The sequence below is a fragment of the Rhodospirillales bacterium genome, assembly GCA_018666775.1.
Taxonomy (GTDB): Bacteria; Pseudomonadota; Alphaproteobacteria; order SMXQ01; family SMXQ01; genus JABIXC01.
The window spans coordinates 91,672-112,751 of sequence record JABIXC010000004.1 but is presented as its reverse complement, the minus strand read 5'-3'; the positions used below and the strand labels follow the sequence as shown (position 1 = coordinate 112,751).

The window sequence follows — 21,080 nt, the reverse complement described above, 5'->3', positions numbered from 1 at the left end:
AGTATTTCGCCAATTTAGCCCCTGAGCCTCTGAATGAGCAAGCGGTTCAGCCAGAACTTGCTATAAACCTGTCATCGGTTAAAAACATCCCAAATATAAAAGTCTAAGGGAGTACCCATGGCATCAAATCGCCATATCGTGACACACGCCGGGGGCCGGTATCGTTTGGGCGTTGATGTGGGTGGGACCCACACGGATTTGGTCCTGTTCGATCAGCAGGCCGGTGACATCAAGGTCGAAAAAGTATCTTCCACGCCCGCCAATCCAGCCCTTGGGGTTTTGGGTGGCGTCAGGCGGTTTTTGGATGCAGGCATTGACCCGGGCGAAATTGGCTTTTTCGCCCATGGCACAACCATCACCACCAATGCCCTGCTGGAAATGCGCGGCGCGCGTGTTGGGCTGATGGTGAATGCAGGCTTTAATGCCATTCAGGAAATCCAGAACCAATCGCGCGACGGCAATCCCTTTGATTATTTCTATGACAAACCATCCCCCATCGCGCCCCAAAGCCGGACCCGGCAAATCCCCGGGCGCATCGATTATGAAGGCAATGAACTGGCCCCATTGGATGAAGCTGCGGTTAAAGACGCAGCCCTTTCATTAGCGAGCGCAGGCGTGGAATCCATCGCCATTGCCTATCTTTTTTCTTATATGAATCCCGATCATGAACAACGCACCCGGGCCATCATCAAATCGGTTGCCCCCGACATTCATGTTTCCATTTCATCCGAAGTTTTGCCGCGCATTCGCGAATGGCCACGGCTGTCGACCACGCTGGTCAATGCCTATCTGGCACCGGTGCTGACCCGCTATATCGCGGAACTATCCGATGGTCTGGATGATCTGGGCATCACCACCCAGCAAAAATTTCTGATGCAATCCAATGGCGGGGTCATGCCCTTTGCCGCTGCCACCCGGGGCGAAAACACCGTTCACACTTTGCTGTCTGGTCCCGCCGCCGGTGCCCAGGCCGCCGCATGGATGGAAAGTGCCGGCGATAAAAGCCAGCAAGGATTCATCACGCTCGACATGGGTGGCACCAGCGCCGACATCGCCTTCATCGAAGGCGGCACCCCGCTGGAAGTCACCGAAGGCGTGGTTGCCCGACGCCAAGTCGATGTACCCGCACTGGACATGACCACCATATCAGCAGGTGGCGGCTCCATTGCCCGGGCCGATGGTGGCGGGTTTTTGACCGTTGGCCCCGAAAGTGCCGGGGCTGATCCGGGACCGGCCTGTTATGGACGCGGCGGGCTTCGCCCAACCGTCACCGACGCCGATATTGTCTGTGGTTTTTTAAACCCCGGTTATTTTTTAGGTGGCTCTCAGGGTCTGGATATCAAGGCCGCAGAAACCGCGCTTGAGACCCATGTGGGGGACCCCATCAAACTTTCCATGCGTGAAGCCGCCGTTGGCATTCGACGCATCGTTGATGAACGCATGGCCGATGAAGTGCGCGTTTTTGCCGCCAAACGCGGGCTGGAGCCCCGGGAATTTACCCTGCTGCCCTTTGGCGGTGCCGGTGCGGTTCACGCCGCCGCTGTTGCGCTGGAGCTTGGCATTACCCGCATTCTTGTGCCATCGCGTCCCGGTGCATTTTCCGCCCTTGGGCTTTTGTGTTCTGATGTTGTCCATGATTATGTCCGGTCTGAACTGCGCCCGCTGGATACCCTTGATCCCAATCACGGCGAAGCCTTGTTTGCAGAACTGGAACGACGCGCCCGCGCAGAACTAATCGCCGAAGGGTTGGGCGATGAAGCGGCCGAATTTGCGCGCGAACTGGACCTTCGCTACACCGGGCAGGGCTATGAATTGCGCGTCTCTCTCGATGGGCTTGGGGCATTAAGCAACGATGTTTTGGGTGAACTGCGCACCCGCTTTGATGCCCGCCACGAACAAATTCACGGCCACGCCGTCCCGGAAAAAGGCGTTGAAGTTGTCAGCTATCGCCTACGCGTCCGCGTGTCTGTCCCCAAATACGTTGCCCCGGTCATCACCGTGCCCACGGACAAAACTGATTCCAGCCCTGCCCTGAAAGACCACCGCATGATCTGGTTTGATGCAAAAACAGAAACCAAAGTGCCGGTTTATGAACGCGACCTTTTGCCCCCGGGGGCCCGTTTGATCGGGCCTGCCATCGTCGAACAAATGGATGCCACCACCGTGATCCCTGAACACTGGGGCGCCCGCCTTGATGAGCACAGCAATCTGGTTCTTGACTATGATGACCCATCAAAGGGGGCAAGCGCATGATTGATCCCATCACAACAGAAGTGATCCGCAACAAGGTGGCGGGGCTGACGGATGAAATGCATTATCATTTTTACCGTTCGGGCTATTCCACTATCATCCGTGAAAGCCGTGATTTTTCCTGTGTCATTCTGGATGCCGAAGGGCGGCTGATCACGCCGCCGCCAATGTTTTTCCACGGCACGGTTTATCGCCACTTCTGCGCCCGGGTTCTTGAACTCTACGCGGATGATCTGGCACCGGGTGATGTGTTTGTTTCAAACCACCCTTACGATGCGGGCCTGCCCCATGTGTCGGATATGGGGTTTGTGGCCCCTATTTTTTCTCAAGATCAATTGATCGGGTTCTCAGGCTCCATCGCCCACAAAGCAGACATCGGAGGCACCATGCCGGGCTCCACCTCTGCCACGGCGACGGAACTTTACCATGAAGGCCTGTTGTTGCCGCCGATCAGAATTGAAACCGAAAAGGGCGAAAACCCGGACATTCATCGCCTGATTTTGGCCAACACACGCCAGGGCGAATTGGTGGCCGGTGATATCGGTGCCCAGATTGCCGCCACTAAAATGGGGGTTGAACGGATGGGCTCCCTTGCCACCCGCTTTGGGGCCAACATCTTAACAGAAGCTTTTTCTGCAATTTTAAAAAGCAGCGCCGATGAACTGGCAGGTGCCATTGATGCCCTGCCCGATGGTGAGGCCAGTGCCGAAGGATTCATGGATACTGACGGGGTGGAACTGGACCGCATGATCCGCATGGCAGTGACGGTAACCGTCAAAGGGAACCGGGTTCATTTCGATTTTTCGGATTCCGATGTTCAGGCCAAAGGCCCGATTAATCTGCGCCCGTCCATGGTTGAAGCCTGTTGTTTTTATTCCCTAATCGGCTGTCTAGGGCCTGATCTTCATTTCAATGATGGCTGTCGGGATCAGGTGGATTTCACGTATAAACCCGGCACTATCACCTGTGCCACCGCACCGGCACCGGTTTCCAGCTATCAAATGGCAAACCTGAAACTGGTGGATATTATTCTCGATGCCCTCAGCCAATTCAGGCCAGAACGCGCCATTGCCGGGTCCGGGTCATCGGGGGCCCTTGGCATCAATTGGGGAAAACAAGCCCGTCCCGGTCAGGCCAGCCTGCAATATGAAATTCTGGGGTCTGCCTATGGCGGTGGTGCCGATCATGATGGGGCCAGTTGCACTGCGACCCATCTTTCCAATCTTCATGTGACCCCCATCGAAATTCTGGAATCGGAATTTCCCTGCCGGGTGACGGAATTTACCCTGATCCCCGATTCCGGTGGTGCGGGCAATGCCCGGGGCGGATTGTCCTTTCGCCGCGCCTATGAATTACTGGCCGATGGCACCGTGATCCGCCGCTATGACCGGGCCAAATGCCCCCCCGAAGGCATCCGGGGCGGAAATTCAGGGAAACCCAGCCGCTTTGTAATCCATGCAGGCACGCCAGATGAAACCGAAACCCCGGCATCGGGCATGTTTGCCTTAAAGGCAGGGGATCGATTCTATCTTGAATCTGCGGGCGGGGGCGGCTGTGGTGATCCAAAAGACAGGGACCGAGACGCCATCCAGCGCGACCTTGATGAAGGCACCATCACCCAGGATATGGCAAAAAAGATATACGGCTTTAAAGGCTAAACCGGTTTTAAGTGTTCTTTTTCATGGCTTCAAGATGATCCACCACCTCTTCGACATGCATGATGTCGGCATATTTGTGGTGCAGATCAAACAGGTTCACCTTGTGGGACAGCATGGACCGATCAAAGGTGCATTCTTCGACGACGCTGACGTGAAAGCCGTTTGAATAGCCATCCACCACACTGGCACGCACGCAGCCCGATGTGGATTCGCCCAATGCAATCAAAGACCGGATGCCCATGCGGTTCAGATGCGCCACCAAAGGCGTGCCATAAAAAGCCGATGCCCGTTCTTTGTGGATGACCAGTTCACCTTCTTCAGGCCCCAGTTCATCAATGATGTCATAGGAATCTGCGACCAATTTCTTTTTTGTGGAACGGTTGGTGGAATTGACCCCATTGGTATCAACGTATCGGGTGGTGTAAATCACCGGCACCCCGGCTGCACGGGCTGCGGCCAGCACCAATTTGGTCGGTTCAATCGCTGCCCAGGCATTTTCGCCGCATGATCCTGCATTTTCGCGGTTGGCTTCAAGCACTGGCACATTGCCGCCCCGATACGCATTGTTATAAAGATCAATGGCCAACACGGCCGGTTTTTCGCCAACGAAAATATCGCGCTCATAGGACGCATAAATTTCACGCAGGTCGTCACCAATTACGTCTTGCCAACAATGATCTTCAAATGCACGCGCCATCAAATTCTCCCGGGGGGTTTTTCAATTTTCTACAGATTTGTATTGAACAATTAGACCCCGTAGGCATCTGCCAAGTCAACGGGGGCTTTTAAACTGGCGAACCTATAAAAACCCATGCTACGAAATAGCCATTCAATTCACAGTATGGTTTCAAAGACGCAAAAGGCTGCTGGCCACGCGTTCTATCAATTAGGGAGAAAATTCATGACAATGAATGTTGGCTTTATCGGTCTTGGCGAAATGGGCGGAGAAATGGCCCGCCATGTTGCCACCAAAAGTGACGGACGATTCAAGGTGTTCGGGTTTGATCTGCGCAAGTCAGCCATGACTGCGGCAAAAAAACACGGCGTGAACCCCACCCGCAGCTTAAATGAGCTTGCCAAAAAATGCGACGTTGTGATCGTTATGGTTGGCTATGACCATCAGGTGAAGCAATGCGTGACCGACATCACCAAGGTTGGCAAAAAAGGTGCGGTTATTGTCATCACTGCTACCAGCCACCCCGACATGATCCATGAATGTGCGGCCATTGCCAAAAAACGTGGCCTTGGCGTGATTGATGCGCCGGTTTGTTTCGGCCTTGATGGTGCCCGCGACGGCGTCTTGATGTCGACCGTTGGCGGTGCCAAAAAAGATTATAAAAAAGCCCAGCCTGTTCTGGAATGCTATTCCCGCGCCGCACCGCATCTGGGTGAACTGGGCGCAGGTGAAATTGGCAAGACCTGTAACAACATGCTGCATTGGGCCCATTCCATTGCCAATTACGAAGTTATTTTGCTGGCGAAGGCCTATGGCATCGATGGCCAGAAAATGCGCGATACCCTGATGCAGTGCCCGGGCAACAATGGCACGCTGGAACGCTGGGACGAGACCAAGTTTACCTGGCAGGAAAAAGACATGGATATTGCCCTTGATCTCGCCCAGAAGCGCAAGATCCTTTTGCCCATGTTTGGACAAGTCGATCAGTTGATCAAACTGTTCCATGCCGACGATGTAGCAGAACTGCTCTATGACAAGAAAAAGGCCCATTATCTTGGCCGGGAAATCAAAAGCCGACCCATTTCTGCCAAAGACTAGGGCCTTGATAATAAAGATGATTTCAAAGCGGGGGGCCATTGGTCCCCCGTTTTACGTCGGCAATGGGTTTCTCAATTTATATATGCCATTTTATCTATTATTCACACAACGCTAAGGCCCTCTGGCCTATGGTTCTCCCTGTAATTCACTAGGGTAATCAGGCTCATGAGAGACATATATAGGCTTTACCAAAAAAGGCTGCTTTTGCTAGGCATGGCATCCTTGATGACAGGCTGTGCCACCACAGACCCCGCCATCCGGAATGCCGGAAATGATCCCATTGAACAAATGACGACCCGGCCCGGTGGAACCGCCGGTGCGCTGTCGCGGGTGGCCCGCGCCATGCGAGATGCCGGGGACCCTTATTCCGCCATCAATGTTTACAAACGCGCCCATGCGGCTGATCCCGAAAATGGCGCCATTTTGGTTGAATTGGCTGAAACCCTGGCCGCCGCCGGGGCCTATGATGAAGCCCGCAATATCATGGCCAAAGCGGTCAGAATTGAACCCACCAACACCCGTGCGATCCGGGGCTTTGCCAATATTTTGATCTCCATGGGAGAGCCGGCACTGGCCATCCCGTATTTTGAAGAAGCGATCACCATCCATGCACAAGCCGCCACCCATAACGGCCATGGTGTCGCACTGGACCAAATTAACAAACCTGCAGAGGCCAAAGCTGCCTATCGGGCAGGGCTTAGCCTTGCCCCGGGCAATGCATCGCTCAAAGGCAATCTCGCCCTTTCCCTTGCTCTGACGGGCGATCATGATGGGGCCATCGCGCTCTTGTCAAAGATGGTTCGCCAAGGCGCGTCTACCCCGCGCATTCGACAAAACCTGGCGCTTATTTACGGCCTTGTGGGACGCAACACCAACGCACGCATTCTGCTTCGGATTGATCTTGATGAACGCTCTGTTGCCAACAACATCGCCTATTATGAAATGGTGCGTGGCATGGCATCGGCTGAGCGGCGCAAGGCCGTTCTGGGAATTCGAACAACCGTATCGCGCTCAGATGCGGGAACAGCCGCACAGGCAACCGCCGTCAAACGGGCAAAACCAAATCTTACGAATTAATGTTTGGTGCCCTAGCCAACGCTGCGAAGATTATCGATCACATTGATAATGGCCGGGCCGATCAACACGATAAACAGGGTCGGCAGGATAAACACGACCATGGGAACGGTCAGCGTTGCGGGAAGGCGCGCTGCTTTTTCTTCGGCCCGCATTAAACGCTGTTGCCTGAATTCCGATGCCAGAACCCGCAGGGATTGCGCAAGGGGCGTGCCGAACTTTTCCGTCTGCAAAAGGGCGCTGACCACGCCAGAGAGCGATTTAATACCGGCGCGCGATGAAAGATTTCTAAATGCGACAGACCGATCCGGCAGAAACCCAAGCTCGACCGATGTCAGAGAAAATTCATCGGCCAATTCCGGGGTGCTGTGCTTCATCTCTTCAGCCGTCCGTTTCAGCCCTGCATCAAGGCTCAATCCCGCCTCAACGCAAATCACCAAAAGATCCAGGGCATCGGGCAACCCTTTTTCCAGCGCCTTGCGTCGTTTGGCAATTTCGTTCTTTAACCAAATCTCGGGACTAAACGCCCCGATAAGAACCACCACAAGCGCCACAGCAATACGGCCCAAAGCGGGCATGGGATAGAGGTTGAAAACTTCCAGCGCAAGAATAGCGGCAATGCCAAAGGCCAGCGGCAGGACCAATTTGAAAAACAAATAAGCAATCAAAGCCTCTCTTGAACGAAACCCGCCCTGGGCCAGATGGTCGCGCAATTCCTGCGCCTTTTGACCCTTCATCAGCTTGAGCCGCGCCACCACATCGCTCATGAACGCCTGAGATTGAGAATCTGCCCATTCGGGTTTGCGCTTTCTGGCAGACGTGATGTTGGTGCGCAATTCTTCCTCCCGGTCGACAATGGTCCGTGAGCGCTGCACCACGGGATTGCGCAATCGAAAGGCCTGACACAGAGCAAGCACCGAAACAAATGCCGCCACCCCGGCAAGGCCAATGGGAAGCGCGCCACCTAAGCTGGCTGCAAAACCATCCAGAAATTCAGTCATATTTCGAACCTCACCATCTTGTACATCACCCCGGCACCGGTCAGCATCATCACCGCGCTGATGCCAACCATCATCAGCCCACGGGGATCTCTGAACAGCGTGAAAGCGTAATCGGGGTTCATCAATGCAAGAATCCCGAACATGATAAAGGGCAATGACCCAATGATATAAGCCGATGACTGTGCCTCTGACGACATCGCCTTGACCTTCATGCCCATCTGCATCCGTTTGCGCAAAATATCAGACAGATTGGCAAGGGTTTCAGACAGATTGCCGCCCGTTTCCCGCTGCACGGAAAGGCTGATGACAAAGAACTTGAATTCCTGGGTCTTCATGCGATCTGCCGCAGACCAGAGGGCTTCATCCATCGTCTTTCCCAGACGAATGGCATCTGTCACCTCGCGAAATATTGGGCCTACGGGATCAGCCATTTCTTCGCCGGCATTGACCATGGTTTCGGTAATCGGCAGCCCCGATTTCAATCCCCGCACCATCAGATCAATGGCTTCGGGAAACAGTTTGGTAAATTTAACCCGTCGGCGCGAGATCATATAGCCCACCACCAAATGGGGGCCCATCATCCCGCAGGCCAATCCAATCAAACTCGCAAAAACCAGATCGACACCAAAGCCCAAACGGAGAAAGCTTGATACGACAAGTATGGTGACACTGGTTATGGATGCGTAGCGCCCAACAGAAAGAGACGAACCGGCCTCACGCAAGCGGTTGGCCAGAACTTTTCGTCGCGGCAAAATACGGGCCAATATGCGCTCAAATTTCTTGGCATTGCCATGGTCATCACGCACAACCCGGGCATCGATGACACCAGAATTTTCTGCCCCGCCAGAACCTTCAATATGGGCACGAATGGCATTAACCCGCTTGCGGCGGGCCTGCGTGGCCCGACCAATAGCGACAGCTTTCACCAACAACACCGCACCTGCAAATGTGATCACAAAAACCAGAAACGTCAGGGAAAGCCCGCTCATGACACGGTCTCCATCAGGGCACGGCCAAGGCCATAATATTCGGCGCGTTCAAAGAATGCCGGGCGAATGCCCGAAGATTTGAATGACCCTATCAATTTGTCATCGCGGTCTTGGCCTTCAAAGTCATAGGAAAACAATTCCTGGGATGTAATGACATCACCTTCCATGCCCGTCACTTCAGCGACGCTCATGATGCGCCGCATGCCGTCGCGCATTCGGCTGATTTGAATGATCAAATGAACCGCAGATGCAATTTGGGTACGCACGGCCTGGCTGGGCAGATTGACCCCGGCCATGGCCACCATGTTTTCCAAACGGGTCAGTGCTTCGCGGGGATTGTTGGCATGCACCGTTGACATCGAACCATCATGGCCGGTGTTCATGGCTTGCAGCATATCAAGGGCTTCACTGCCTCGAATTTCACCCAAAATGATGCGATCGGGGCGCATTCGAAGGGCATTTTTCAGAAGGTCGCGCATGGAAATTTCGCCACTGCCCTCAAGGTTTGGGGGCCGGGTTTCAAGACGCACGACATGGGGTTGTTGAAGCTGCAATTCGGCGGCATCTTCAATGGTGACAATGCGCTCTCCATTATCAACCAGGTGAGAGAGGGCATTCAGAAGGGTGGTCTTTCCCGAACCGGTGCCGCCAGAAATAAGAACGTTGAGCCGGCACCGTGATGCGATCATCAATAATTTGGCCAGCGGCTCTGACATATTCCCCTGCGTTGCCATGCGCTCAAGGGTGATCCCTTGCTTTGCAAATTTTCGGATCGAGATGGATGCCCCATCAATGGCCAATGGCGGGGCAATAATATTGACGCGGCTGCCATCTTCAAGGCGCGCATCGACCAAGGGCTGTGATTCGTCAATGCGCCGCCCAATGCGGCTGACAATCCGGGTGGCAATGTTCATAACATGGGCATTGTTGCGAAAATGCACATCGGTCAATTCGAGCTTTCCGCTCCGCTCCACATAGACCTGATCGGGGCCATTGACCATGATATCGGTAATGCTCTCATCTTCCAGCAATGGCTCCAGCGGCCCCAGCCCCAGCATGTCATTGAGCAGCATGGAAACCAGATCACGTTGTTCAATGAGGTTGAGCTGAATTTTCATTTCGCCCAGAATTTCCACCACAACGTCACTGATCTGATTGGCCAGTTCCTTGCGCGGAAGGCGCGATGCCGCTGTTACGTCAATCCGTTCCATCAAGGCTGCCTGAATGTCGCTTTTGGCATTCTGAATTGGCGTTTGGGCCAGAGAAGATGGTAATTTTTCTCCCTCACCTAACCCCTCTGACAGCGCCGCCTTTGCCTCTGCAAACAACGCCTTGTCATTTGGCTCACTGGGTTCACTGGTTTCATTTCCGGTGATATTCTGCACCAGTGCTGTCACCAAATTGCGCTGTTCCAGCGCATCGACATCGCACGATATTTCTGCAAGAATTTCTTCCACAATGGTGCTGATTTCACGGGCAATATCGGCTCTCGGCAAGCGGGCCAGAATGGTCACATCAACCTTTTGTAAAAGCTTGGCCTGGACCTGGGATCGCAAGTGCTCGGATTCGGGCGACGACTGCACTGGCGCATCGGCTTCAAGATCAGGGGCTGTATTTTCTGCTTCATGCTTTTGCCCGGCATTGATGTCCACAACCTTCAGCGTGAATGCCAAAGCATCTGCCTTTGCCACACCCGGCTCTACCGCCATTTTCAAGGCATGGGCCGAACTGGATTTGCGTCTTCCGAAACCCTGGCCCTTCATTTTTTGCCTCCCCCGAACAGTGCGGAAAATTTCTTTGCCGCTGCACCAAACACGTGCTTGGATTCCATGCTGGATTTATGCCCCCCAACATTGTCCCCGGGACACATCAAATGATCAGCCAGTTTTTCCAATGCCCTGCCGGCCTTGCCTTTGACTTGGCCACGATTAGCGATCTGGTCTGTGCCCCTCACATCGAACGGCACCTCGCAGGAAAATTTAAGGCCCACGGCCTTTTCAAATTCGCCCTTGGGAAGGGTGTCGTTAGGTGATGGTCTTGACGCATTGGCGACCAGACAGATTTTGTCTGCTGATGTAATTTCTTCAACCAGCTTTTTGAACCGCAACGTATCGCGCATCCCTGATAGGGATAAATCCGTCACCAGAACGATTTGGTCGGCTTCACCCATCAACTGGGGCTCAGCGACAAGGATATTTGCCGGGATATCAGCGATTACGCGGCTTCGGGTGCTGAGCATTTCTTCAAACAATACATTAACCGCAGCGGCCTGAAGTGGCGCAACATTTGATAACGGCATTTCTGTTGCAAACAAGGACAGGTTTTTCCCAACCGGAACACCAACGCGTTCAAGAAACAAAGGGTCAATACGATCGGGTTCGGCAAGGATTTCTGTCAATCCGTTTCCCGGTTCCACATCCATGGTCAGGGCCGTTGTCCCAAACGCCAGATCAAGATCCACCAATGCCGTTCCCTGGCCGGATTTTTCAGAAACCTGCCAGGCAAGGCTGGCAGCGATGGCAGAGACACCAATGCCACCCTTTGTCCCGGTCACCACAAACAATCTATTTTCATCTTCAATCTGTTCGGGGGAAACATCTTCTTTGGTGGCGTTGTTAGCCGCCGATGCCAGATCACCCGGCATAACCGGTTTGACCAAATAATCGACAACACCGCAATCAATCAGGGCGCGATAAAGACCAATATCATTGACCGACCCTATGGCGATAACGCGGGTATCTGGGTTACAGACATCGGCCAGGGCACTGATGTCATCCATGGGTTCCACACAATCGGCCACATCTACAAACAAAAGGGCCGGGGAATCAGCATTGGCAAAACAATCAATGGCAGCACCGATGCCACCCCCCTCAATCACTGGGTCCGGCCATTCCATATCAACACCAACCCGCGACACGGTCTGCATGGTCAGGTCATCGCCAAGAAACGCCATCACACTGGAGAATTCAGCATTCATTGAACCATCCATCCATGCTGGGTCATTGTCTTGTACCTCTAATAATTCACTCATTCGGTCGTCCCTGAATCCAGAAGCTTGGTTACTTTGCCATTGCGATAACGATTGATCCCCGCTGCTGCCCGGGTACCATCCATGGGCCCGGTTTCGCGCCCGGAAACCAGATCACGGGGATTGGCCACCATCAGGCCCAAATTGACCGTATTGGCACAGCCAAGATTAGAACTCTGCGTATTGGCACCATCACTTGCAGGGGTTTTTCGCCAATCAGGGCAACGGGGCGCGGTTACCACAAAACGATGAACCACAATCCGAACTGTAGGCCGGTTTGCCTTTTGAATTTTGCCACCCGCCCATTCCGCACGATCCAAAAGTTCTGATCGATACCCTTTTCGCAAAAGATAGCTGCGAATGGTTTTTGCGCGGATCATTGCCAAAGGCGTCACAATATCAATCCCGGCAACCACATAAAGCTGATCACTATAATTAATATTCTGGCGCCTGAGAAACCCATCCAGAGCGCGGCGGCTCGCCTGTTTCAAATCCGTTTTCTGGCCTTCAAAGGGCACATCAAAATTCAGGGCAACAAGGGATACCTTATTTATCTTTGGCGATGCGGCACTGGACCAGAATGCAGAATCAGGCGGCGTGCCACAGGCGGTGACAAACAGAGCCAACAAACAGACCAGCCCCAAACGCCCCAATAAAACAACACTGGATTTGGCTTTCACGGGGAAATTTTTATCTACGGATTTTGGCATTGGTTTTAACTCCCGTTATCCCTTTGACTATTCCAGCGTGAATCCAGCTGAGCCGACAAGACCGCGTCCGCGCCGGGGGCGGACCGCTGCATGGCCCGCACCAGGCTTTTGCTTGTATAGGGGGGCAGCACCTATGGTGCGTTCACGATCACTCGGCATGGTGAACCCCTGGGTCGGATCGGCAAACTTTGAGGAAGAAGACGGGCGGACAATATAAGGGGTGACAACGATCACCAGTTCGGTTTCGTTCCGCTTGAACTGATCAGACCGAAACAATGCACCCAATACCGGAACATCGCCCAGACCCGGAAATTTTCGAACATCGTGGCTGACATTATTCTGGATGAGCCCTGCAATGGCAAAACTCTGGCCCGAACCCAGTTCCACTGTGGTTTCCGCGCGCCGGGTGGAAAGGGCAGGAATTGCAATACTGTTGAGTCTTACCTCACCCGTTGATGACAACTGGCTGACCTCTGGGCGAACCTTCAGGCTAATACGGGTTTCATCCAGCACGGTTGGGGTGAAAGACAGGCCAACGCCAAATTTCTTGAACTCGATCGTGACCTGACCATCGGACTGGGGCACCGTGATGGGAAATTCACCACCCGCCAGAAAGCTGGCAGTTTCACCAGTGACAGAGGTCAAATTGGGTTCGGCCAGAACCGTTACCAATCCTTCATTTTCAAGCGCATCCAAAACGGCATTAAGATCAAGCCCACCGGCTTTAAAATTAGCAAATACACTGTCTGCGCCCGCCGTGCGCGTCACTGCCGCGCCCAACGTGCCCGCCACATTGCCCGTGGCCAGACCGAAGGCAAATGCCCCGGTGCTCATGACCGCATCCCAGTTAATGCCAATTTGTTTAACCACGGCCCGGGAAACCTCAGCCACCCGCACTCGCAGATTGACCTGATTGGGGCCACGAACCTGCAACTGGTTGATAATGTTTTTATCCCCGCCCACATATCGCGCCGCCAATGCCCGGGCATCTTCTGCAATACGGGCCGATTTAATCACGCCGCGCAACATCACAGCATCCCCCACCGTCGCCACTTCTATATAGCTATCGGGGTGAAGCGCGCGCAGTCCATCGCGGATGGGCTGAAGATTGTGGGTCACCGAAACCCGAAGATTAGCAAGGATTCTGTCTTTGGCATCAACCGCATAAAGCGATGTTTCCCCGGCCTTTTTTCCCAACAGGTAAACAAGGGTGGGTGATTTCACCTGTACATCGGCAATCGCTGGGTCACCAATAAAGACCGACGTTGCCGGCCCGCCGAGTCGGATCATCTGGCCTTTGCCCATCTCTACAGAAACCAACCGTTTTTCAGTCTTGACCACCTCAATACGTCTTGGGTCTTTTTCTGCAACCGGTTGGGTCGCAGATGCAACCAAACTCACCAGAACAACCGCTATGATGGATAATTTTTGGATCATGATATTTCCTCCAGCACTGGCCCGGGGGCCTAGTACCGCTGCTCCTGCACCTTGGAACCACGGACAACCTGCATGCCGCCACCCCTGGAATTAGAGCGTCCCAACACGCGACTTACCTCGGTATCCAACGTCAGGCCGGCGCGGTTCTTTTTATGCATGACGATTTGTTGCTCTGTAGAATCTGACTCTTTTGATTCAGAAGCGAGACTGCGGAGGCTTAAAGAAATTTGCCCAAGCCGCGTGACAATGGAAACCTTCTCAACCTGTTTCGGTGTCACTTCAAAGGTCACCGTTTTTGCAATCGTTGCCTTGGTCTTGCTTTTTTGATCGTTGGTATTTTGATCAACGGCAATCACGCGAATATCTTGCAGGGCCGTTTCGCTGACCAGACGGGACGCACCCTTAGTGCCCCCCCGGACAACATGGGTCAAAATAAGATCAACCCGGTCCCCCGGAAAAACAAACCCGGAAATTCCTGTAATGGCATTCACCCGAATGGAAACCGCGCGCTTGCCCGGGGTCAACACGGCGGAAAGGAACCCTTGTTCCCCCGGACGTACAACAACTGCTTTACTAAGGGGTTGTCCACCGGCCAGTCCACGACGCACCACGGCACCATCAAAATCTGACATCTTGCCCTTGCCCTTGACCACATAGGCCGGGGAGAGCGATCCCTTGGGCCAGCCTTGCCAACGCATATTTTCACGCTTGATAAATTTTCCGGCTGGAATGTTTTTCTTGGCGACAAGAATGTAATGGGCGGGCTTGCCATTGCTCGCCATGGCGGCGCGTTCAGAATTTAACCAGCCCCGTGCAAACAAGGCTGTCATCACCGCAGCAACAAGTGCCGTTCCAATCATCATCAAGGTGCGCAAATTCATAATGTTCGACCTCTATAATCCAGCCAGGCGAAATGCCACCATCAGGCCGCCCGCAGCAATGGCAACGCCAAAGGGAATTTTTGTGCCCATCATGGTTTTGAAGGGATGATCTCCAGACCCGCTAGGCCCAACAGGCCCAGAGGTCACAACCTTGCCAAAAAAAACTTGGCCCGACCGTGCCGCCAACATCACCAGCGCTAAAACACCGCCTGCCAATAGAACGGTCATGATCAGGGGCAACAACAGGGATGGCCCGGCCCACATGGCCGATGCCGCCAGCAGTTTGACATCCCCCCCACCAACAAGGCGAAGTTGAAACAAAACTGCCCCCCCGATCAGGGCCAAAAGCCCCGCACCCGGGCCACTGAGCACCGTGCCAACCGGCACCCCTGAAAGCAGCAAAACTGCACCATGGGAAACCCACAATGCAGCAACTGCGCCGGAAATTTTATTGGGAATGGTCAGGCTTTGAATATCGGTAAGTGCTGCCCACAACAGCAAACCCGAAAATCCAAGAAGTACAAACTGACTGATAATATTTTCGCCCATTTAACCATCCAATGTCGTTTAAAACGAAACCTTTAGGTGAATTCGGGTCGCCAACTGCTTTGACAGCAATGGGCGACCCGTTTCAAAGCACCCCCCCGAACGTTGGGGCAATTCTTTAGCCTTATACCGCAGGTGCACAAGCAGCGGCATCCACAGCACAAGACAGGCTGTCAGAAACCGTTGTGAACATGGCTTCAAGAGAGCCACCCATAGCCGTCAAGGCACCAATGGCAGCAACAGAGACGAGTGCGGCTATCAAGCCATATTCAATGGCCGTGGCACCAGATTCGTCATTTAACAGGTTACGAAGGGTCTGAATAATCATTGTGAAGTCCCCCAAGTGTTACCAACCCCCATGGCCGGCATAGTAATACCAAAAGACTATCCATGAAGTGAAAGTAAAAGTCACCGATTAACGATTAAAATACTTGGAGAACTTAGTAATAATTTACTTTATACTTGTTTTTAATTACAATAAAATTTGTATAAAATTTTATATACTTTGATTTTTTGCTTTAAATCTAGCCACTTATGCCATTTCCATTGCCCAGATAGCTGGCGGCGAATTCCGGAAGCCCAATGCTATTGGGAATGCCCGGAATGGCCTGAAACAGGCTGAAGGGCCGTGCAAGATCAATCAAGCGAACGGTGACATGGGGTAAAATGCCCCCCGGCGTGGTGGCATCGCCAATGCCACTGAAGCGATATTCGATGCGAACATTTTCAGGCCCAATATAGGGCAGCACCGTCTGCATCTCTGATACCACCTGGGTAAAGCTGGCCGCCGTTGTCACCGGCCCGCCGGTGCACGTTGCCCCCCCCGCATTCCCGGTGCAAAAGACAACATCCCCCGCCGCTTCCAGCCCATCAAGATCCCCAACCGATGCTTCAATGGCGGCAGTGCGTACCCCTTGGCGGGTTGCTTCACCGGCACGGTGGTAATCAAACATCACCATCATGAATTCAAAAATGGCCAAGGTCATAATCACCAACAGGGGTGCCACAAACGCGAATTCGACGATTGCTGCCCCTGATTGCGCCCGGGTGAACCGTCGCAGCCAACCTCGTTTGGTTCGCAGGGGTTTGGTTTTTAAATTAAGGGAATTGGACATGATCCGGCCTAATTGCCCACATAGGGCTGTTGGTGCATGGCCGCAATCTGGTAGCCCGACCCAAGACCGAAATAAGCCATCAATCCGGGCATCAAGGGATCAAACGGCACTTGCGCCGCAATCGTGATCACCGCCACGGCGCCCGCACCGGGATCAAAACTTCCATCGGCATCAATGTTAAGCGATGCCCCGGGCAACCCCCAGCCCGATGCCAGCAGAACCGCCGTCCCAACGGGGTCGCCGGTTCTGACCAGGTTTTCTGCTGTTGCCTGATCGGCAGCGTTTAGCGGCAAAGTGGTCCGCGAGACAAACATCGCGCCCGCGCGCACGCCCTTTTCCACCGCATTGGCCTGATACAGCGCACGCCCCACTTCGGTCAGAACCAGAAAGATCGTCAGGATCACCGGCACCAGCAACGCAAATTCAACGGCGATGCTGCCCTTTGATGCGCGTCGAAAGCGCGCGCAAAATTTGCAGAATTTAACGAACGAGTCTGACATTGGCATGAAAATCCGGTGAACTGATGGTCGTCACGGGGCGGACGATTTCGCCATAAATGGCGGCATTTGGCGGGTCCTGAACCGTTTCAGTAACAAAAATATCGACATAGTTCCCCGTGGTCGGATAGGTGCCCTTGCCGTTGACCCCATCGCTAATACAATTAAGGATCGCCACCTTAAGCAATCGCCGGGCTTCGCCATTGGTGGCAACCACATTGACCGGCACCCCATCAAAATTTGGGTCATCACTGTTGGCTGGATCAACCGCCACAGGAATATCTGCCGGTGGCGGCACAACGGTCTCAAACCCTGCGGGCAATGGATCGGGCACAGGATAGATGGTTTCCTTGCCCTGATGGGCATAGCTGAGCCCTTGTTCATAAAGATAGGTCTGATAGCGGCTGGCACCCAGAAGCACCACCGGTACGGCGGCACCTTCGTGTTTTGCCGCCCAATAGGTGGCAATATCCCAGATGCCACTGCCCAACCGTCCGGCAGTTTCTGTGATCACATCATCATCACGGGGATAATTGATCACGTTGGGGGCAGGCGGGATCAGCCCGCCCGGCATATCAAACCGGGCATTGATGCCATTTTTGACCTTGTTGGTTTTCGACCCCGGTGCCGTGGTCACGTCCAGGGTATAACAATCATCGGGTGTCGTTGCCGCCAGGGCCGCTTCGATATCGGCCGCCCCCGAAGAACCATCGGGCAGGGACAGCAATCCGAAATTTCCCGGTGTCCATGGCCCGCCACCACTTTCGGGTTCTTTGAGAACAATTTGGCGACCAAAATTTGCCGCAAGGTCAAGATCAAGGGCAGGATCTTCTTCGGCTGGATTACACAACATCATCGGTGGGGCATGGCAAATAAACGGGTTGGGCCCAGCCACCGCGCGGGCCCCAACCAATGCCGAATTGCTGTTGGCCGACCCCGAAATCGCACGCAAGATGGGGGCAAACATAAAATTCACCTGTTTCGGGGTCACCTTGACCTCGATAAATTTGGCATCATCATCGCCCACAGCCGCGATTGGCACCGCGCCGTAAGATGCATAAAAAGTGGGTGTAAAAATGCTCATATCGGATGAACCAGCGGAAATCCCCGTACGCTCTGAAATGGCATTCATGGCAATGTTTTGCGCACGCGCCCGGGCACCGTCTTTTCCATCCAACTGGGCGGCACCCGCCATGGCACCGGCATCGGCCCGGTTTTGCACCTGGGTTCGCAACACCGAAATACGACCGTAATCGACCGAAAAGGCAGTCGCCCCTGCGGCCAGGGCTGCAAACACAGCACCATAGGCCAGAACCCCACCGGCATCATTACGAGCCAGTTTTAGGCGGAATAATTTATCCAAGATCAATTTCAAAGGGTGTTTCACCTTTTGCCTCCGGGGATAACCACGATCAAGCGGGGCGTTATGGTGGGCCAGGATGGCTTGGGGAACAACCCACAAAAGTGGCGGTTTTGTTTCAAAAAAAGCTAAAATTAGAACGATTGTTACAAAACCAAAGCACCCCCGGGCGATCCCACGCATCGTGTTGCTCGCACTTGAATCAGAAAAAAATAAAAACCGCGATTCAAACCATTGGTTTCCGCGCAATGACGGGTTAAAAAGAACCATGACAACGACACTCAGCAACCGAAGCGCCCAAGAAGAAAAAGCAGCCCAGCAAACCGCCAAAATTTTACTGGATATCGGGGCCGTGAATTTCCGCCCGGAAGAGCCTTATATCCTCACCTCTGGCCGTGCCAGTCCGGTTTATATTGATTGCCGCAAAATCATTTCGTTCCCCAAAGAACGTGACCTGATCATTGATCACGCGGTCGATGCCCTTGCCACGACTGGTTCTGACAAATCCCTCGATTCTGTCGCCGGCGGAGAAACGGCGGGCATTCCATACGCCGCATGGATTGCTTCAAAAATGAATCTGCCCATGCTGTATGTCCGCAAACAACCCAAGGGCTTTGGCCGCATGGCCCAAATCGAAGGCGATATGGCGAAAGGCAGCCACACGGCATTGATCGAAGATCTTGCAACGGATGGCGGTTCTAAAATTAATTTCATCAATGCCATCCGCGAAGCCGGCAGCACCGTGGATCGTGTTTTTGTTGTGTTTTATTACGGCATTTTTCCCGAAGCCCTAAATGTTCTGGAAGGCCTTGGCGTCAAGCTGGTTTGGCTTGCGGTTTGGGCCGATGTGGTAAAGGCCGCAGAAGAAGGCAATTATTTTTCCCCGGAAAAAATCGCCGCTGTGCGCGCCTTTCTGGATGACCCCCATGGCTGGTCCGCCGCCCATGGCGGCAAAGCCGACTAGACAGCAGGGCGGGGCAAAAAACCATGCGCCACCTTTTTCATTCCAAACGTCTTGGCTTCTCTCTAATTGCACTTTGTCTTACGTTGGGGCTTTCGGCCTGTGGCGAAGAAAAATCCAACCGCGACACTCTGGTCATTGGCATGACCCAGTATCCGGCAACGTTAAATCCAAACATCGAATCCATGCTGGCCAAGACTTATGTTTTGGCCATGGTGCGCAGGCCGCTGACCCATCACAACGCGGAATGGAAACTGGTTTGTTCGCTTTGTGAAAAATTGCCAACACTGGAAAATGGTCTGGCCAAGCCAGAAAAACTGCCCAATGGCCGCACCGGGGTGGCCGTTACCTACACCATCCAGAAAAATGCCCGCTGGGGCGATGGCATACCGGTCACCACCAAAGATGTCTTGTTCACCTACAAGGTTGGCAAGCACCCGGCCAGTGGGGTTGCCGATGGTGAATTATACCGCCGCATCCTTCGCATTGATGCCCATGATAATAAGACCTTTACCCTTCATCTTGATCGGCTGACCTTTGATTACAACGCCGTGAATAATTTCCAATTGCTGCCCGCCCACATTGAAGGTGCAAATTTCAAAGACCCGAAGGAATACCGGCTGCGCACGGCCTATGATACCGACAGCACCAATAAAGGCCTTTATTTTGGCCCTTACCGCATCACCGAAAAAATGACCGGGTCCCGCATTGTGCTGGAACCCAACCCGACCTGGTGGGGCAACAAACCCCATTTCAAAAAAGTCGTTATCCAGATTGTTGAAAACACCGCCGCCCTGGAAGCAAACCTGCTATCAGGGTCAATCAGCTACATTGCCGGAGAATTGGGCCTGTCTCTTGATCAGGGCATTGCCTTTGCCAAACGCCATGGCAAGAATTTCAATATCCAGTTCAAGCCGGGTCTTGTGTATGAACATCTTGATCTAAACCTTGAAAACCCTTTTCTGGCTGACCGGCGCGTTCGCCAGGCGCTGATCCGTTCCATTGATCGCAATCAAATCACCAAAAAATTATTTGATGGCCGCCAACCCGTCGCCAACAGCTTCGTCAATCCGCTGGATTGGATTTTTGACAAAAATACGCCGCGCTACCGATACGATCCGGCCCGTGCCAATGCCCTGCTGGACAGTGCCGGCTGGCAAAAGCGTGACGGTGATGGTTATCGCATCAACCAAAAGGACGTGCGCCTGTCCTTTGAATTGATGACCACGGCAGGCAACCGTTCCAGAGAACTGGTCCAACAAATTCTCCAGAGCCAATGGCGAAAGGTTGGCATCGAAATTCGCATCCGCAATGAACCGGCAAGAGTTTATTTCGGCGAAACTGTCACAAAGCGAAAATTCAAGGCCATGGCCATGTTTGCCTGGCTATCGGCCCCCGAAAGCGTGCCACGCCAAACCCTTCATTCAAACCATATTACCACCGCTGCCAACAACTGGTCCGGGCAGAATTACACCAGCTACAAGAACCCCGAAGTCGATAAACTTCTTGATGGCATTGAGCTGGAACTTGATCGTGAAAAGCGCCGCATTTTATGGGCAAGGCTTCAAAAAACCTATGCCGAGGATCTTCCTGTCATCCCGCTATTTTTCCGGGCTGATCCCTTTATCACCCCCAAATGGCTGAAAGGGATCAATCCCACCGGCCATCAGGACCCAACGACGCTGTGGATTGAGGAATGGCGGGCCGAAAAACCTTAAATTGTGGGATAAATTGAAAAAGTTTCTTGCGACAAAGCGCTGATTCGTTAATCTGGCGCCAGAAAGTTTTCAGGGTGGTCG

General features: G+C 53.4%; 19 protein-coding genes. 6 read left to right on the top strand and 13 right to left on the bottom strand.

Going from position 1 to position 21,080, the window contains the following annotated elements:
- The first annotated feature begins 117 nt into the window (after window positions 1-117).
- The gene (locus tag HOJ08_02095) at window positions 118-2,253 is read left to right on the top strand and encodes a hydantoinase/oxoprolinase family protein (GenBank protein ID MBT5672231.1); all 2,136 of its coding nucleotides are present in this window, start codon (window positions 118-120) and stop codon (window positions 2,251-2,253) included.
- Window positions 2,250-3,908 carry a hydantoinase B/oxoprolinase family protein gene (locus HOJ08_02090; protein MBT5672230.1) on the top strand — a complete coding sequence of 553 codons (1,659 nt, stop codon included), beginning with the start codon at window positions 2,250-2,252 and terminating at the stop codon, window positions 3,906-3,908. The genes HOJ08_02095 and HOJ08_02090 overlap by 4 nt, the downstream gene beginning before the upstream one ends.
- Before the next feature lie 7 nt (window positions 3,909-3,915).
- Here HOJ08_02090 and HOJ08_02085 read toward each other — a convergent pair whose 3' ends face one another.
- Window positions 3,916-4,605: an isochorismatase family protein gene (locus HOJ08_02085; GenBank protein ID MBT5672229.1), complete on the bottom strand. Its 690-nt coding sequence runs from the start codon at window positions 4,603-4,605 to the stop codon at window positions 3,916-3,918.
- Window positions 4,606-4,809: 204 nt separating this feature from the next.
- Between HOJ08_02085 and HOJ08_02080 the strand changes: the two genes are divergently transcribed.
- Complete coding sequence (locus tag HOJ08_02080) at window positions 4,810-5,682, top strand: NAD(P)-dependent oxidoreductase (GenBank protein MBT5672228.1); 873 nt, start codon at window positions 4,810-4,812, stop codon at window positions 5,680-5,682.
- Window positions 5,683-5,895: 213 nt separating this feature from the next.
- Window positions 5,896-6,759 (top strand): tetratricopeptide repeat protein, encoded by an 864-nt coding sequence (locus HOJ08_02075; GenBank protein ID MBT5672227.1) that lies wholly within the window; start codon window positions 5,896-5,898, stop codon window positions 6,757-6,759.
- 11 nt (window positions 6,760-6,770) lie between these two features.
- On the opposite strand, the gene HOJ08_02070 is transcribed toward HOJ08_02075, so the two are convergent.
- The 12 genes from HOJ08_02070 to HOJ08_02015 all read right to left on the bottom strand — a co-directional run bounded on the left by HOJ08_02070 (window position 6,771) and on the right by HOJ08_02015 (window position 18,335).
- Window positions 6,771-7,757, bottom strand: a complete 987-nt coding sequence (locus HOJ08_02070) for a type II secretion system F family protein (protein MBT5672226.1) — start codon at window positions 7,755-7,757, stop codon at window positions 6,771-6,773.
- Window positions 7,754-8,746, bottom strand: coding sequence for a type II secretion system F family protein (locus tag HOJ08_02065; protein MBT5672225.1), 993 nt, complete (start codon window positions 8,744-8,746; stop codon window positions 7,754-7,756). Before HOJ08_02065 ends, HOJ08_02070 begins: the two co-directional genes overlap by 4 nt.
- Window positions 8,743-10,455: a CpaF family protein gene (locus tag HOJ08_02060; GenBank protein MBT5672224.1), complete on the bottom strand. Its 1,713-nt coding sequence runs from the start codon at window positions 10,453-10,455 to the stop codon at window positions 8,743-8,745. Before HOJ08_02060 ends, HOJ08_02065 begins: the two co-directional genes overlap by 4 nt.
- A 50-nt stretch (window positions 10,456-10,505) precedes the next feature.
- The gene (locus tag HOJ08_02055; GenBank protein MBT5672223.1) at window positions 10,506-11,777 is read right to left on the bottom strand and encodes a hypothetical protein; all 1,272 of its coding nucleotides are present in this window, start codon (window positions 11,775-11,777) and stop codon (window positions 10,506-10,508) included.
- Window positions 11,774-12,484, bottom strand: a complete 711-nt coding sequence (locus HOJ08_02050) for a hypothetical protein (protein ID MBT5672222.1) — start codon at window positions 12,482-12,484, stop codon at window positions 11,774-11,776. Before HOJ08_02050 ends, HOJ08_02055 begins: the two co-directional genes overlap by 4 nt.
- Before the next feature lie 27 nt (window positions 12,485-12,511).
- Window positions 12,512-13,921: a type II and III secretion system protein family protein gene (locus HOJ08_02045; GenBank protein MBT5672221.1), complete on the bottom strand. Its 1,410-nt coding sequence runs from the start codon at window positions 13,919-13,921 to the stop codon at window positions 12,512-12,514.
- Between the two features lie 29 nt (window positions 13,922-13,950).
- A complete protein-coding gene (cpaB, locus tag HOJ08_02040) occupies window positions 13,951-14,802 on the bottom strand; it encodes a Flp pilus assembly protein CpaB (protein ID MBT5672220.1) in 852 nt (283 codons plus the stop codon).
- Between the two features lie 12 nt (window positions 14,803-14,814).
- Window positions 14,815-15,351, bottom strand: a complete 537-nt coding sequence (locus tag HOJ08_02035; GenBank protein ID MBT5672219.1) for a pilus assembly protein CpaA — start codon at window positions 15,349-15,351, stop codon at window positions 14,815-14,817.
- 121 nt (window positions 15,352-15,472) lie between these two features.
- Window positions 15,473-15,676 (bottom strand): Flp family type IVb pilin, encoded by a 204-nt coding sequence (locus HOJ08_02030; protein ID MBT5672218.1) that lies wholly within the window; start codon window positions 15,674-15,676, stop codon window positions 15,473-15,475.
- 196 nt (window positions 15,677-15,872) lie between these two features.
- The gene (locus HOJ08_02025; GenBank protein MBT5672217.1) at window positions 15,873-16,463 is read right to left on the bottom strand and encodes a pilus assembly protein; all 591 of its coding nucleotides are present in this window, start codon (window positions 16,461-16,463) and stop codon (window positions 15,873-15,875) included.
- A gap of 8 nt (window positions 16,464-16,471) precedes the next feature.
- Complete coding sequence (locus HOJ08_02020) at window positions 16,472-16,963, bottom strand: pilus assembly protein (protein ID MBT5672216.1); 492 nt, start codon at window positions 16,961-16,963, stop codon at window positions 16,472-16,474.
- Window positions 16,944-18,335, bottom strand: a complete 1,392-nt coding sequence (locus tag HOJ08_02015; GenBank protein MBT5672215.1) for a hypothetical protein — start codon at window positions 18,333-18,335, stop codon at window positions 16,944-16,946. Before HOJ08_02015 ends, HOJ08_02020 begins: the two co-directional genes overlap by 20 nt.
- A gap of 253 nt (window positions 18,336-18,588) precedes the next feature.
- On the opposite strand from HOJ08_02015, the gene HOJ08_02010 reads away from it, so the two are divergent.
- Both HOJ08_02010 and HOJ08_02005 read left to right on the top strand, forming a co-directional pair.
- Window positions 18,589-19,284, top strand: coding sequence for an orotate phosphoribosyltransferase (locus HOJ08_02010; protein MBT5672214.1), 696 nt, complete (start codon window positions 18,589-18,591; stop codon window positions 19,282-19,284).
- A gap of 23 nt (window positions 19,285-19,307) precedes the next feature.
- Window positions 19,308-20,999, top strand: coding sequence for a peptide ABC transporter substrate-binding protein (locus HOJ08_02005; GenBank protein MBT5672213.1), 1,692 nt, complete (start codon window positions 19,308-19,310; stop codon window positions 20,997-20,999).
- Window positions 21,000-21,080 lie beyond the last annotated feature (81 nt).